This is a genomic window from Clostridium sp. UMB9555A, assembly GCF_030222355.1.
Taxonomy (GTDB): Bacteria; Bacillota; Clostridia; order Clostridiales; family Clostridiaceae; genus Sarcina; species Sarcina perfringens.
Genome location: NZ_JASORQ010000003.1, coordinates 383,951 through 400,053 on the forward strand (window position 1 = coordinate 383,951; position 16,103 = coordinate 400,053).

Consider the following 16,103-nt stretch of genomic DNA (forward strand, 5'->3'; position numbering starts at 1 on the left):
ATTAAAGCACCCCTTCCCCTTTTATTTTTTCAATAAGTTTAGGAACAATTTCATAAATATCACCAACTATTCCATAGTGAGCAACCTTGAATATAGGTGCTTTTTCATCTTTATTTATGGCAAATATATAATCTGCATTGTTCATTCCTGCTACAAATTGAATAGCTCCAGAAACTCCACAAGTTATTATAAGTTTTGGTCTTACTGTTCTTCCACTTAATCCAACTTGTCTATTAGCATCAGCCCATCCATTTTCTATAAGAGGTCTTGTAACTGCAAGCTCTCCACCTAATAAATCAGCAAGCTCTTTTATCATTTCTAAATCTTTTTCTGATTTAACTCCTCTACCAGCTACTACTATTACCTCAGCATCAGATATACTGTGTTCTTTAGGTTTTTGTTTAATTTCTTTAACTTCTATATCTGATTTTAATTTATCCTTTTCTATTTCAAAGTACTTAATTTCTCCAGTACATTCCTCATTTCTTTCAGGAGCAGACATAACTTTATATCTAACAGTTGCCATTTGAGGTCTTGAATTTGGAGTTACTATTTGTGCCATAATATTACCACCAAAGGCTGGTCTTATTTGAACTAAATCTGTATTTTCTTTTATATCAAGTATAGTACAATCTGCTGTAAGTCCTGTTCTACATCTAGCAGCTACTCTTGGGGCTAATGATCTACCTAATGTAGTGGCTCCTACTAAAATTGAACAAGGTTTAATCTTGTTTATAAAGTCATAAAAGACAGCTGTATATGGCTCAATTCTAAAGTTTTCAAGCTCTTTATAATCATATACAATAACTTCGTCTACTCCATAGTGTAAAAGCTCTCCGGCTTTATCTTTTATTCCATTCCCCATAAATAAACAATAAACTTTTTGATTAACCTTATCAGCTAATTCTCTAGCTTTTCCTATTAGTTCTAAGGTAACTGGATGAATTTCTCCATTTACATGGTCAACATAAACGGCTATACCTTTCCATTCATCCTTATTTACTAAGACCTTATTCTCATCTTCAACAAACTCAAAGGCTCCCTTAGATCCTTTTCTAACGCATACCTTACACATTCTACAACTTGCATTTATTTCAACTTTCCCATTAACTATTTCCATAGCTCCAAAGGGACAAATTTTTATTACACTATTTGCATCCTCTATTTTATCTTGATGAACAACTAATCTTCCCATAACTCTTACCCCCTATATAAATTTAAGCTCTCTTAATTTATCTTCCATTCTTTCACTTAATTCAGATGAATCTCCTGTCCAAATCTCATGGTCATCATTATTGCTTGGTGGAAATATTCTTTCAACTTGAGTTGGTGACCCATTTAAACCATATTTTTTCTCATCTTTATCTTCAAAATCATTTAAAGATATTACATTTATTTCTCTTTCATCTGTTTCAAGTTTCTTTTTATAGGAAGGTAATCTAGGTTGAAAAATATCTTTATCTACAGTTAAAAGACAAGGATATTTTACTTCTAGCACCTCTATTGTATTAGGCATATCCATTTCAACTTTAATAAAATCATCATTAACATCTAATATTCTTCTAACATTCGCAACATGAGGAATTCCTAAATATTCAGCCATTTCAGGTCCAACCTGTGCTGTATCTCCATCTGTAGTTTGTTTACCACAAAGAATAATATCAAAATCCCCACATTTTTTAACTCCTTGTGATAATGTATATGAAGTTGCTAAAACATCAGCCCCAGCAAACTTTCTATCTGAAACTAAGGTTCCTTCATCAGCTCCCATAGAGTAAGCCTCTTTTATTACTGCCTTAGCTTGTGGTGGTCCCATGCTTATAACCTTTATATTTCCACCTTTCTTTTCTTTTATCCTCAATGCAGTTTCTAAAGCATATAAATCATAAGGGTTCATTTTAGAATCTACTCCATCTCTCTTTAAAACCCCTGTTTTTTCATCAACCTCAACCTTTGAAGTTCCTGGAACCTGTTTAATACAAACCATAATCTTCATAAAAATCACTCCATTCCCTTTATAAATCCTTTAATTTTTAATACTTTAATAATTGAGACTTTAATTAAGAAACATCAATAAACGTTTTCAAGAATCCCATAAAAATTAAGCTTCTTAAATAACTTATTACACCTAATAAAATTACATATACCTTTGTGTGAACTACTAAGTTATAAATAAATACTGCTGCTATAATAACTATCATTATTGGTCATATTACTAAAGCAATACCTTGTAAGACTGCTGTTAAAGAATCTATAACAGGCATCTTCCAATAAATATGAAAAGCAAAATGGTAATTATTAAAGCTATAGGACATATTTTATGAGCTAGAATTTTAAGAACTCCTAAACCTATAATTAGAATTATTATAGGTATAAGAGCAAGAAAAAACATAAGATACATATTAAATTCTTTTTCCCCTCACAATAACCTTTATACCATAAAAAACTTTGGTATGACCAATTTTCTTTTATAAAATATAGCATATTAAAATAATATGCTATATTAATATTTATAACTAAAAGTCTCTTTTTATACCCTAATTTAACCATATACCTTTTAGATATTTTAGTCAATTTTTACAGTTATTATATAGACTTATAATAGATTAAAATTCACTTTAATTTTAGATAAAGTTTCTATTACTAAATATTTTCCTTTATTAATTCATAATGCTCTTGCATATGTTTATATGCAGAATAAGCATCTCTATTTTTTATAGCTAAATATATTTTTTCGTGAAAATCTAATAGCTTTCCTCTATTTCCCTCATCACTTAAAATAGCTCTTCTTCCTTCACTTATGAACTTATCAACTAACTCAGATACCCCTTCTAACAAATTAGTTATAAGTACATTATTTGCTCCTTTAACAATTATGCTGTGAAATTCGCTATCAATTTTAACATTCTCTTCTTCATCCCTAGATGTCTTAAACCTCTCCACAAGTTCACCAAGCTTTTTTAATTCTTCATCAGATATTCTCATTACAGATAAAAATATAGTAGACAATTCTAAAACTTCTCTTAATTCAAATATATCTTTATTTGTTCCATTTTGAAGCATAAATACTATTGAAAGCGGTTCTAATAATACATCATCAAACTCTTCCCTTATATAATTACCTGCTCCCTGTCTACTTTCTATTAATCCTACAACCTCTAAAGCTCTCATGGCTTCTCTTATAGAAGTTCTACTTACTTGAAGCTCTTCTGCCATAACTCTCTCTGTAGGAAGCTTATCTCCCTTTTTTATCTGTCCTATTCTAACCATTTCTTTTATTTGATCAACAACCTGCTCATAAACTTTCATGTTTTTAACTGGTTTAAACATCCTAACAATCCTTTCTAAATAAAGCCTTCTAGCTTTTCTGATCTTCTATATGACTTGTTTATTATATCTTTTGGATAACCCATATAATCTAATAGTTTTATAGCATTTCTAGTTTTAGATACTCCTCTTTTTAGCTTATAATCAAAGCTTAATCCATTCTTGCTATCAACATTTTCGCTAAAATAATAAAACTCATAACTTTCTTTTAATATGTCAACTAATTCTCTATCATGAGTTGCAACTATAGAAATACTGTTTCTATTATTGATATAAGTAAGAATCTCTGCTGAGGCTGATATTCTCTCTATTGGATTTGTTCCTCTAAATATCTCATCAATTGGACAAAATACTGGTAACTCTTTATCTAAGGCTCTTATTATTCTTAAAATTGATTCTGCTTCAGCCATGTAAAAACTTTTACCAACACTTAAATCATCATTTGGACTAATTGAAGTAACTATATTAAATATTGGCCCCTCATATTTTTCTGCTAAAACAAAATTAAAAGCTTGAGCAAAAATCATATTTACTCCTAACATCCTTAAAAAAGTTGATTTACCTGACATATTAGTTCCAGTAAGAACAATTCCTCTCTTACTCATGTTTATGGAGTTAGCCACTGGATTTTCTATAATTGGGTGTATTCCATTTCTTATTTCTAATGTTGTTTCTCTTATGAAGTTAGGTCTAGTTATCTTATCCTTTTTTTCTTCTTCATAACTTCCAATAGATATTATTGCTTCCATTTCACCTAAATTTTTATAAAGGCTTAAAATTGAATCTTTATTTTTCTCTATTGAATCAGCAATTTTATAATATGCAGTTTCTTCTAGCAAAAACAATACGGATATAAATTCAAATACTCCGCCCCACATATTAATAAAGCTAATCATTATAGTATTTCTATCTATTGATTTTAAATCTTTTAAGTTTTCTCTTATCTTTATATTAAAAGCCTCTAAATTTTTATCATTAATTTTAACTACCTGCTTAGACGCCTTTATTACTCTTCTTAAATACATAAGTCCATTTGCCTTAATTCTATCTCTTTCCTTACTATTTATATAAATATTAAAGAATGTTACAGCCATTAAGCCAAGCATTGCACTTACGCTTACAAAGATTGCAGTAAGTATTAATATTAAGGGTAATATCTTTCCTGTAATTGTATAGAAATAATATTTAAACTTATTAGATTCTATTAGCTTTTCATTAATCATATCTAACAAGCTATTCTTTTTATCCCTTCCTAACTCAAAAAATATGCCCATAATATTAAATCTTACTTCTTCATTTTCCTTAAAATATTCTATTTCTTCTCTTCTATTATTTAACTTTTCTTCATCATTTAATGGATTTCTAAGCATTGAATAAAGTGCAGCTTCTCCTAAGCTACTATAATTTCTATCTAATTTTGAATAAACCTTATCTAAATCCAAGTCATGCCATGTTTGTTCATCTATATGGTATTCTTCTTTTTCACTCATATCATATAGTGTTCTTATTGCTTTTAAGTTTCTCTTTTTATCCATTTCCACTGCATAGTCATACTTTAATACTTTTAATAACCCCTTATTCATAAAAACTCCTTGCCCTTCATAAAAAAATTGATGTTTTTATTATATCTTCTTTTATAATAAAAGTGAAATTTGAACTAATTATCATATAACTTATAAATTTTAATTTTAAAAAACTTATATGATAAGTAGTTATTAAAATATATAAAAATTTAGCTTTCTATTAAAACTTAGTGTTAAAAAGTATAAAGTTTAAAACTTTGAAACCTAGTTCAAACACTTCATTTACATCAACTTGTGAAAAATCATGACCGCTATTTTCTAAGGTAAGTATTTGAATATCATTTCCCATATCCTTGCTCTTATTATATAAGTCCATTGAATTACTGTATGGAACCAATTTATCCTGACGTCCATGAACTATTAAAGTCTTTGGTAAGTTAGGTTTAACATAATTTATTGGACTGTATTTATACATGTATTCTGTTATACTTTCTTTCCCTCTTAATTGCTTTTCAGTTTTCTCTATTGAATTATTTAAATCCCATGAAGCCATAGTCATGTCTAAGGCACTAAGGTCAGTTGGTCCAAAAAAGTCTACAACATATTTAACCTTTGATGGATAGTTAGAGAGTTCCTTGTCATCAACAAATTCATCATCTCCACTATATGTTGCTAATAAGGATAAATGCGCCCCAGCAGAGGCCCCTATAACTCCTATTTCATCAGTGTTAAATTCATAAGTTTCTTTATTTTTATAAACCCACCTTATGGCATCCTTAACATCTGAAGCTTGTTTCTTAAAATCAACCTTATCAGTAGCAAGTTCATATCCTACACTTATTATGGTATATCCTTCTTTCCTAAAAGAATCTAAAAGAGGTGCTATAACATTTGGTATTTCTTTATTTCCATAGACCCAACTTCCTCCATGAACATAAAGAATTACTGGCGACCCATGTCTTAATTTCTTTTCTGGTCCATAAATATCTAAAGTCTGAGGTTTGCCATTAGTATTTTTATAAACTACATCCTTAAAATCCATATCCTCACTCATTTTAATATTCTTTAAGTCCTCAATACTAGGTGGATTTTCCTTTAACTCTAAATACTCTTTTCCTATGTTTATATAAAAACCTATTTGTCCTCTAAAATAATAAGCTAAAGCCCCAATTATAATTATCAAACTTAGTAATATAATTCCTAATACTTTAAAAAACTTTTTCATTCTCTCCCTCCTTATAATTTAAATTTCGCCTATATTTCATTTAAATATTCACTTTAACTCATTATGAATATCCAATGATATTTGCATATATCTTAAATTGTCTATATATTTAAAAAGAACAAATTAAAATTTTGTAATTTTAATTTGTTCTTTACTAAAATAATATCAAATATTCTTATTTTATTATTTATAAAAAGGTTACGTTTTTATAAATTATTATAACCTTTTATAAACCTCTAATCCTTTTTTCATAAGAATTTTATATAAAACTAAGCTTACTATTAGCAAAATACTCATGTCTATTAAAAATACTATTAATGGGCTTTTGGTAACAATTAAACCTATATTAAACCCTCCTATTACTAAGCAAGCTAATCCATTTACTATGAAAGAAACTATAAGCTTAGATTGAATCTGTACCTTATAATCTACTGGAATGTATTTTGATATAAGTATTTCTTTTCCTTCTCTACTTAAGGCTGTTGATGCAACTGAGTTACCTGATATGGTTAATGCTGTAACTATAAAAGTAGCCGCCATTATTATTGTATCCTTTGCTAATTGAGTATCATTTACTAAAATATTTCCTTTAATAAAGAAAATAAATATAAATATAGGCATATAAACAATCATAACAACACAGTTTATAAAGTTACTGGGGTCTCTTAATATTGTTCTAAGCTCTCTTAATACCATTGCTTTTCTTACTGAACTCCTTACAACAACCTTATTCTTATTATTTTCTAGTATATTCTTTCTCTCGCTATATACATTTAAATTTCTACTTAGTATCTTGTTATACATTGATTTTCCTAAGAAATATGCAATTATTAAAGCTACTATTGATATACCAATTAAAAGACCTAAGTTTAATAATCCCTTTAGAGAATTACTATAAAGTAATGCTTTTACACTAAAGGTAGTAGTTATGAATATTTTATTAGTTAAGTCTACCAATGCTGTTTTATTTCTTAGTGCCACTGAAACATTCTCTGAATTTAATCCTGTTGAATTTAAAGAGTACACTCCTAAAATTAAGACTATTCCTAATGTACCAAATATTATTTTAAAAGTATTTTGATATTTAGATACATTTATGAAACTCATTAAAATCATAGTTATTAATATACAAAATATTACTATTATAATTGGAGCGAATAAATAAACTGGAATAATCATAAGAAAATAAGAAAATCCTATCTTAGCATTTAATCCAAAAGAGATTAAGGGAATTATTGTAATGCTTAAATAAATATACATATCCACTAAACATGTTATGAATTTCCCTATCATTATTTCACCACTTTTAAATGGTAATGGCATTAAGGGTTCTATATCCTGTGAAAAGAAAAATGAATCTAAAATATCATAAACTCCTAAAACCAATAAAGTTAGTGATCCAATTAAAAATATAATTGAAAGAAGATATCCTTCTTGTCCAATACTAGCAAAGTTAGGGTACATAGAATCTATCATATTAGCTATAGGTGTAGATATTCCTATTATTATTAAGATATACATAACTATAGCTAGATTTCTAGATTTTATGTTACTAGAAGCATTATTAAAAGAGTTTCCTATAAAATATTTCAATAATAATTTAATTCTATTCATTTTCAGTAATCTCCAAGAACATTTTTTCTAGTGATTCATCACCCTTAAATTCTTCTTTTAACTCTTCTAATGTACCTACAAAAATAAGTTTCCCTTTTTTTATTATGCCTACCCTATCACATAACTTTTCTGCGACTTCTAAGACATGTGTAGAAAATAATACAGTATTTCCTTCACTTGCATGCTCTCTCATCATCTCTTTTAATATATATGAGGATTTTGGATCTAATCCAGTTAAAGGTTCATCTAATATCCAAATACTAGGCTTATGAATTAAAACACCCATTATTATTATTTTTTGTCTCATTCCATGAGAATAACTTTGAATTTTATCTCCCAAGGCATTAGTCATTTCAAACCTTTTAGCTAAGTCTTTAATCCTTTCTTCTCTATCTGACTCGCTAACATTATAAACGTCTCCCATAAAATTAAGATACTCTATTCCTTTATATCTTAAAAACATATCTGGACTATCAGGAACATATCCAAATTGCATTTTAGCTTCTACAGGATTTTTACTTATATCAATATTATTTATTTTTATTTCTCCCATAGTAGGCTCTGTTATTCCTGTGATCATACTTATTGTAGTAGTCTTTCCAGCTCCATTTGGTCCTAATATACCAAATATCTCACCATCTTTAATTTCTAGATTTAAATTATCTACAGCTTTTACTCCCTGTGTATACTCCTTATCTACCCCTTTTAAAATAATCACTCTCTTGACCCTCCTTAATGTTTTAGTAACATTATTTTAACATAATATATATACATATTATAGTTTTAAATACAATTTTAACCACAAAACCTCTTAATACTTAGTAGTTTATTTTACGTAAATTTATAAATTCATCTTTTATAAATATATGTTCTATTTACCTAAAACAATAAAATAAGCCTGATAAACTTATTAGAGTTTATCAGGCTTATTTTTTAATTTATATTTAATTAAGATTCTCTAGCGTAAGCTATTCCTACACTTTTAACTCCTACATGTACACCTATAACTGCACTTATTTCACCAATCATAGAGTCTAAATCTAATTCTTCTTTAAGTCTCTTAGCTAAATCCTTAGCTTCATCCTCAGCTAATATATGACATACAACTGCTTGCTTTATTCCTTTTTCCTTTAAATCTTGTTTAACTACATCTACGATCTTATCTATTGCTCTCTTCTTAGTTCTAACCTTATCCATTACAACAACAGCGCCTTCTTTAACTGTTAAAATTGGATTTATTTTTAACATTTTTCCAAATAAAGCTGCTGCTCCACCTATTCTACCACCTTTTTTAAGGTTATCTAGAGTACCTGGTATGAATATTATTTCTGATTCTTCTATAGTATTTCTAACTATTTTTGAAACTTCATTAAAATCTTTTCCTTCTTGAGCTGCCTTAGCTCCTTCTAAGACACCAATTCCAAGTGCCATTACTGAAGTTTGAGAATCTATAAGATCAATCTTAACATCAGGATATTTTTCTAAAATCATATCTTTTATTATATGTGATGTTGTGTATGTTCCACTTAATTTAGATGATATAAACGCTGCGACTATATCATGACCATCCTTAGCAAATTTTTCAAAAGCATTATAAAACTCATCCATTGGTGGTTGAGATGAAGTTGGAAGTTTATCACATTTAGATAATTCATCATAAAAAGCTTCACTATCTATATCAACTTCCTTATAACTTTCTCCATTCATTATAACGCTTAAAGATACTATCTCTACTCCGTACTTTTCTGCTAAATCTTTTGGTATGCAACTAGTGCTATCTGTAATTACTTTAACAGCCATATATTCCTCCTAAAACTTAAATACATTCTTTCAGCTCTTTTAGATTTCCCTATAAAATTAAACATTACCATCTATTTAATTAACTCTAATAGTGCCTTTAATTATATACTTATGCTTTTTTTATTTGTATTATATTTTATCTCGTTTTATGTTTATTTTTATAATCTATTATCCATTTTAACATCTAATTTAAATTTGTAAAACTCTTTTCAATACAATAATTACTTTAATAAACATAATTATGTAAATACATCTAAAAAAATCTTTATTTAGAGTTTTCTTTTAAATCTTTTATTATATCTCTAAGTTCAGCAGCTCTTTCAAATTGAAGATTCTTAGCCGCTTCCTTCATTTCTTCCTCATATTGCTCTATAAGTTTTTCTACTGGAATATCTTTCTTAGCTGCCTTTTTAACTTCGCTTTCATAGTTTTCTTTTTCTTCTGAGACCTTAGTAGCTTCAATTATATCCCTAACTCCTTTGATTACAGTAGTAGGGGTAATATTATGTTCCTCATTATACTCCATTTGAATAACTCTTCTTCTTTCAGTTTCTTTAATAGACTTATCCATAGATTTAGTAATATTATCTGCATACATTATCACCTTACTTTCTGAGTTTCTAGCTGCTCTACCTATAGTTTGTATTAAGGAAGTTTCAGATCTTAAGAATCCCTCTTTATCAGCATCTAATATTGCAACTAAAGCAACCTCAGGTATATCTAAGCCTTCCCTTAAAAGGTTTATACCTATTAATACATCAACCTCTCCAAGTCTAAGTTCTCTTATTATTTTCATTCTTTCTAAGGTATCTATATCTGAATGCATGTATGTAGCTTTTACATTTAAGTCTTTTAAATACTTAGTTAAATCCTCAGCCATTCTCTTTGTAAGAGTTGTTATAAGAACTCTAAATCCTCTTTGTACAGTTCTTTGAATCTCACCATAAAGATCATCAATTTGTCCCTGTATAGGTCTTATTTCAATTACAGGATCTAAAAGTCCTGTAGGTCTTATTATTTGTTCCGCCACAATCTCAGAATGATCTAGTTCATACTCTCCTGGTGTAGCACTTACAAAGACTACTTGATTTATTTTGCTTTCAAATTCACTAAATTTAAGAGGTCTATTATCAAATGCACAAGGTAGTCTAAAGCCAAAGTCAACTAAAGATGTCTTTCTAGATCTATCCCCAGCATACATTGCCCTAACTTGAGGTAGTGTAACATGGCTTTCATCTATAAACATTAAGAAATCTTCTGGGAAGTAATCAAGTAAAGTTTGAGGTGGAGTTCCTGGCATTCTTCCATCTAATATTCTTGAATAGTTCTCTATTCCTTGACAATATCCCATTTCTCTAATCATTTCTATATCATAATTTGTTCTCTGCTTTAACCTTTGTGCCTCTAATATTTTATCCTCAGCTGTAAGAACTTTTAATCTATCTTCAAGTTCATCTTCTATTACCTTTATTGATTTTTCTAAGGTTTCTTCAGAGGCAGCAAAGTGAGAAGCTGGAGTTATACTAACATGTTGTCTTTCTCCAATTATATTTCCTGTAAGAACATCAAACTCTCTTATTCTATCTATTTCATCTCCAAAGAACTCAATTCTAATACCCTTAGAAGAGGAAGATGAAGGAATTATATCTAAATTATCTCCTCTTACTCTAAAAGTTCCTCTAGCAAAGTCTATGTCATTTCTTTCATATTGTATTTCTATAAGTTTCTTAATAACTTCATCCCTATCCTTAATCATACCTGGTCTTAAAGATATTGTAAGCTTTTTATACTCTTCTGGATTACCAAGTCCATATATACAAGAAACTGAAGCAACTATTATTACATCTCTTCTCTCTAAAAGTGCAGAAGTAGCTGAGTGACGAAGTTTATCAATCTCATCATTTATAGATGCATCCTTCTCTATAAAAGTGTCTGTTTGAGGCACATAAGCCTCTGGTTGATAATAATCATAATATGAAACAAAATATTCTACTATATTGTCGGGAAAGAATTCCTTAAATTCAGCACAAAGTTGAGCTGCCAATGTCTTATTATGAGCTAAAATAAGGGTTGGTTTTTGAGTTCTTTCTATGATATTTGCCATAGTGAATGTTTTTCCTGAGCCTGTAACTCCTAAAAGAGTTTGCCCTCTATTACCATTTTCAATAGACTGAACTAAAGTATCTATTGCTTTAGGCTGATCTCCTGTAGGTTTAAATTTTGATTGTATTTTAAATTCTCCCATAATGTTTTCCCTCCTAACTATAAAAGGCTGTATCTTAAAACAATTATCACCTTAATAAGTGCATATTAGATACAGCCAAGTTAACCATTATTTATTTTTTACTTCTTCATCCTTACTGGCTTTTTTCAATTTTTCTAAAAATTCATCTATCTCTTTATCAAAGGATATTCCCTTAGGAACTAACACTATGCCAAACTGCTTGCCTCTATCCTCGCCTGTAATTGTATGCTTCTCAATATTCCCATTATTTTTTCTTATTTCAAGATCTAAACCATAAAAATTTCTCTTTATTGCCATAAATACTTCTTTTTCATTCTTAGGGATTTCTTCATTAATTTTAATTATTTTATCTCCACTTCTTAATCCCTTCTTGTATGCAATAGAATTTGGTAAAACATCTAAAATACATATTTCATCATCATTTGAAAAATATAAAGGCTCTCTAAGAGATTCTAATTTTAGTTCCATTCTTATTCTAAGTTCATATAGTAATGGAATTAAAATAATTAATACAATAGTAAAAATAAAGCTTTCTTTTAATAAATAAGCTAATATTATAACCACTATACCATATGCAATATTAATTAATCCAGATGTTATCACCTTACATCTTTTGCTTTGAGTAAACGTAGTTCCTTCATATGAAGTTGCTCCATAAGCAGCCAAGGTTCCTAAGGCTGCAACACTCATTAGTGCTCTTGCTTTATCTCCATTAAAAAATGGTAACCACTGTGGTAAATCTTTAACTTCATTAATAATTGAATTTCCACTATTAGCTCCTAAAACAACTAGCAAGCATAAAGGCAGTGCCCAAAATCTTTTAAAGCCAAATCCACCTACTAACTTTCCATCCTTTTGAGTAAAGATAGGTAAATAACCTTTGTCTCCATCTATCATTGCTAAGATACCTTCAACTATTGAAAAAACACCTATTAACACAATAATTGAAGTTAAATTAATAGAAAAACTAAAGCCTCTTCCAAAGTATTCAGTATTTTTGCTTAATAAAACGCCTATAATACCTAGCAAGGCTGCTATATACGGAAATTTAATAAATCTATTCTTATAGACAATAGAAAATACTGATACTGTTAAAATAACATCTATTAAAGAACTATTTTCAAAGGTTACTCCTAAAATACTTAGTAATAAACTGGCTATTAGCCCTCCTAATATGCCAATTAATATCTGTAATAAAGTCATCTCAAGAGGAGATTGAATACTCCTCCCAAGCATTAACTTCTGCATAAAAGCTATCTTCCTATTTTTAAAATAAAATATGATAGCTATTACTATTAACATTAAAGACAAGGTAGGACTTACTAATGCATAAGATATACCTCTTATATTTTCTATAAGTAAATTCATTTTAAGTCCTCCAAAAATTTATTTATTTTATCTTTTCTTGTATGATTTCTAAGGCTTTTTCAAATTGAGGATCAGTACTTCTTGAATATGTCTTTTCTTTAAGCTCTTTTGGATATTCAACTGTAACATCTGGTCCTATACCCTTTTTGTGAATATTTTCTCCATTTGGAGTATAGTATTTTGAAATAGTTACTTTTAAAGCTGTACCATCTTTTTCTTGACCTATCTTATCTAAAACAACTTGAACTATTCCTTTACCAAAGGATGTTGTTCCAACTAGAGTTCCTAAATCATAGTCTCTAATAGCTCCTGCTACTATTTCTGAGGCAGAAGCAGTACCTCCATCAATTAAAACTACTAAAGGCATTCCCTGTGCTATTCCGCCCTTAGATATACTTTCCTCTTTATTACCATACTTATCTATTGTAGACACTATAACCTTATCCTTTGGAACAAAGTTTGATACTAGGTCTACACATTCCTTCATAAATCCTCCTGGATTTCCTCTTAAATCAAGGATTAACCCCTTCATCCCTTTGTCTTCTAAAGCTTTTAATTGAGTTTCAAAGTCTTTAGCTGTTCCCTCATCAAAAGCTAAAACTTCTATATATCCAATATCTCCATCAATCATTTCACTTTTAACGTTAACTGTTTTAATCACATCTCTCATAACATCAACGTCAAATTCGCCTTTACCTTCTCTATATAATGTTAATTTTATATTTTCTTTTGTAGTACCTTTCATCATTGAAACGGCTTTATCTAATTCATTTCCTGAAACTTGCTCTCCATTTACCTTTAAGATAACATCTCCAGTTTTTATTCCTGCTTTTTCAGCTGGACCTCCTTGAATAGGAGAAATTACTACTATCTTACCATCTTTAGCAGCCACTTGAATACCAATTCCCATGTAGTTTCCTTGACTTTTTTCTTTAAAATCTGAAAACTCTTTTCCATTCATATAGTAAGTATATTGATCACCTAAAGATGAAACCATACCCTTTATAGCACCTTCAGCTAACTTACTATCATCAATTTCTCCATCATACCATCTATAAAGCATTTCCCTTATTTCTAATACCTTTTTAAAATTTTCTGTATCATTTACCTTCTCTAAGGAAGATTGAACTGCACTTACACTAGTTATAGGTAAAATCCCAAAGGCAGTTAGTCTATTTCCTGCATATACAGAAACACCAATTATTAAAGTTAAGGCAACACTCATGGCTAAAGCTCTGAATCCTTTTTTCTTCTTAAGATTTTTAATAATATTATTATATTTATTTTTTTCATCCTTATTGCGACTCATAAAAACCCACCCTTTCAAAAAAAAGCTTAAAATACGCTATATTTAAATAGTTTACGTATTTTAAGCTTTTTATATTCTATATTAGATATTAAACGTCTAAGAATTTTCTTAAAGCTATTATACTACCTATTGCACCAATAACAATACCTGCTAGTATAAACTGCCATGACATTGTTGTTAAAACATACATTGGTTGTACAAATTGTGGCATATATAGTGATGATGAAGATACAATTTTTCCATATAAGAAGTTATATCCTGCGAATAATAAAAGTGTTGAAAGAATACCACCTACAAGACCAATTATAATCCCTTCTATTACGAAAGGCCATCTTATGAACCAGTCAGTTGCACCAACGAATTTCATTATTCCTACTTCTCTTCTTCTTGAATAAACTGTTATCTTTATTGTATTTACTATTAGGAATAGTGATACACCTACGAATACTACACCTAAAACTAATCCTACTGTATTAATAACTTTTACAAAGGAGTTTATAGTACCTATAAGCTCTTCGTCATTACCTACATCTTCTACACCAGCCATATACTTATTATCAGTCTTCATAGCGCTTTCAACGCTTGAAGCTACTTCTGGGCTTTCTAATCTTACTATGTATGAAGCTGGTAATGGGTTATTTTCTTTACTATATCCAGCTAAAATCTCTTTATTATAATCACTTGAACCTTCCATCTTTGCGAATGCTTGATCTTTAGATTCAAATTCTACTTCTTTTACCCCTTGAACAGTCTTAAGCTTTGCTTCAACTGCACCCCTTTGCTCTTGTGTTACGTCATCTTTAAGGAAAACCTTAACCTCAACTTTGTCTTGAACATCTGTAACCCCATTTTTAACATTTAAAGCAGTTAATAAAAATGCTCCAAATATAAATAATGTAGTAAGAACAGTTGCTATAGAGGCTATACTTATTGTTCTATTTCTCTTTAAACTTTTGAAAGCATCTGATATGAAATATCCTATAGTACTAAACTTCATATTCATATCCTCCTTTCTGAACATCACTAACTACTTCACCTTTATCTATAGCTATAACCCTTTTTTTCATTGAGTTAACTATTTCTTTAGCATGAGTAGCCATAACTACTGTTGTTCCTGCCTTGTTTATATCATCTATTAATTCCATAATTTCTTTAGCTGTTTCTGGGTCTAAGTTACCTGTTGGTTCGTCAGCTATTAAAACTTTTGGATTATTAACGATAGCTCTTGCTATTGAAACCCTTTGTTGCTCTCCTCCTGATAATTCAGTTGGGAACATTTTATATTTATTAGATAATCCAACTAGTGATAATACCATTGGAACTCTCTTTCTTATTTCTTTTGGTGAAGCCCCTACTACCCTCATTGCAAAGGCAACATTTTCATAAACATTAAGAGTTGGTATTAATCTAAAGTCTTGGAATACCATTCCTATTTTTCTTCTATGATAAGGTATTTGTCTTCTTTTTATCTTAGATAAATCTTCATTTCCCATAACTATGTTTCCAGTTGATGGTTCAACTTCTTTTAATAACATTTTTATGAAAGTTGACTTACCAGCACCACTCGGTCCAACTAAGAATACAAACTCACCTTTATCAATATTTATATTGACATTTGTAAGCGCTTTGACATTCTTATTATAGACCTTGCTAACATTCCTAAATTCTATCATTGTTAACACTCCTTAATAA

The 16,103-nt window shown here is 29.2% G+C and carries 13 protein-coding genes and 1 pseudogene; all 14 read right to left on the bottom strand.

All coding sequences use genetic code 11. The annotated features are described in order from the left end of the window. Window position 1: 1 nt before the first annotated feature. The gene (locus QP548_RS11710) at window positions 2–1,195 is read right to left on the bottom strand and encodes an electron transfer flavoprotein subunit alpha/FixB family protein (protein ID WP_061426241.1); all 1,194 of its coding nucleotides are present in this window, start codon (window positions 1,193–1,195) and stop codon (window positions 2–4) included. 12 nt (window positions 1,196–1,207) lie between these two features. Further along, a complete protein-coding gene (locus QP548_RS11715) occupies window positions 1,208–1,996 on the bottom strand; it encodes an electron transfer flavoprotein subunit beta/FixA family protein (protein ID WP_004457632.1) in 789 nt (262 codons plus the stop codon). Window positions 1,997–2,120: 124 nt separating this feature from the next. Then, window positions 2,121–2,392, bottom strand: a pseudogene (locus QP548_RS17020) (L-lactate permease); the annotation flags it as partial. A gap of 251 nt (window positions 2,393–2,643) precedes the next feature. Next, entirely contained in the window at window positions 2,644–3,330 is a 687-nt protein-coding gene (locus tag QP548_RS11720; RefSeq protein ID WP_061426240.1) for a FadR/GntR family transcriptional regulator, read from the bottom strand. Between the two features lie 14 nt (window positions 3,331–3,344). Then, window positions 3,345–4,910, bottom strand: coding sequence for a MutS-related protein (locus QP548_RS11725; protein ID WP_061426239.1), 1,566 nt, complete (start codon window positions 4,908–4,910; stop codon window positions 3,345–3,347). Window positions 4,911–5,070: 160 nt separating this feature from the next. After that, window positions 5,071–6,075: an alpha/beta hydrolase gene (locus QP548_RS11730; RefSeq protein ID WP_061426238.1), complete on the bottom strand. Its 1,005-nt coding sequence runs from the start codon at window positions 6,073–6,075 to the stop codon at window positions 5,071–5,073. A gap of 216 nt (window positions 6,076–6,291) precedes the next feature. Continuing rightward, window positions 6,292–7,689, bottom strand: coding sequence for a putative ABC transporter permease subunit (locus QP548_RS11735; RefSeq protein WP_061426237.1), 1,398 nt, complete (start codon window positions 7,687–7,689; stop codon window positions 6,292–6,294). Then, window positions 7,682–8,407, bottom strand: coding sequence for an ABC transporter ATP-binding protein (locus QP548_RS11740; protein ID WP_011009725.1), 726 nt, complete (start codon window positions 8,405–8,407; stop codon window positions 7,682–7,684). The genes QP548_RS11735 and QP548_RS11740 overlap by 8 nt, the downstream gene beginning before the upstream one ends. A 230-nt stretch (window positions 8,408–8,637) precedes the next feature. After that, a complete protein-coding gene (locus QP548_RS11745; RefSeq protein WP_061426236.1) occupies window positions 8,638–9,489 on the bottom strand; it encodes a DegV family protein in 852 nt (283 codons plus the stop codon). 265 nt (window positions 9,490–9,754) lie between these two features. Beyond that, window positions 9,755–11,734 carry an excinuclease ABC subunit UvrB gene (gene uvrB, locus QP548_RS11750; protein ID WP_061426235.1) on the bottom strand — a complete coding sequence of 660 codons (1,980 nt, stop codon included), beginning with the start codon at window positions 11,732–11,734 and terminating at the stop codon, window positions 9,755–9,757. 87 nt (window positions 11,735–11,821) lie between these two features. Next, the gene (locus tag QP548_RS11755; protein WP_061426234.1) at window positions 11,822–13,102 is read right to left on the bottom strand and encodes a PDZ domain-containing protein; all 1,281 of its coding nucleotides are present in this window, start codon (window positions 13,100–13,102) and stop codon (window positions 11,822–11,824) included. Between the two features lie 22 nt (window positions 13,103–13,124). Continuing rightward, complete coding sequence (locus QP548_RS11760) at window positions 13,125–14,411, bottom strand: S41 family peptidase (protein WP_061426233.1); 1,287 nt, start codon at window positions 14,409–14,411, stop codon at window positions 13,125–13,127. An 88-nt stretch (window positions 14,412–14,499) separates the two neighbouring features. Then, window positions 14,500–15,408: a permease-like cell division protein FtsX gene (gene ftsX / locus QP548_RS11765; protein ID WP_061426232.1), complete on the bottom strand. Its 909-nt coding sequence runs from the start codon at window positions 15,406–15,408 to the stop codon at window positions 14,500–14,502. Further along, a complete protein-coding gene (ftsE, locus tag QP548_RS11770; RefSeq protein ID WP_003458050.1) occupies window positions 15,398–16,084 on the bottom strand; it encodes a cell division ATP-binding protein FtsE in 687 nt (228 codons plus the stop codon). The genes ftsX and ftsE overlap by 11 nt, the downstream gene beginning before the upstream one ends. Window positions 16,085–16,103 lie beyond the last annotated feature (19 nt).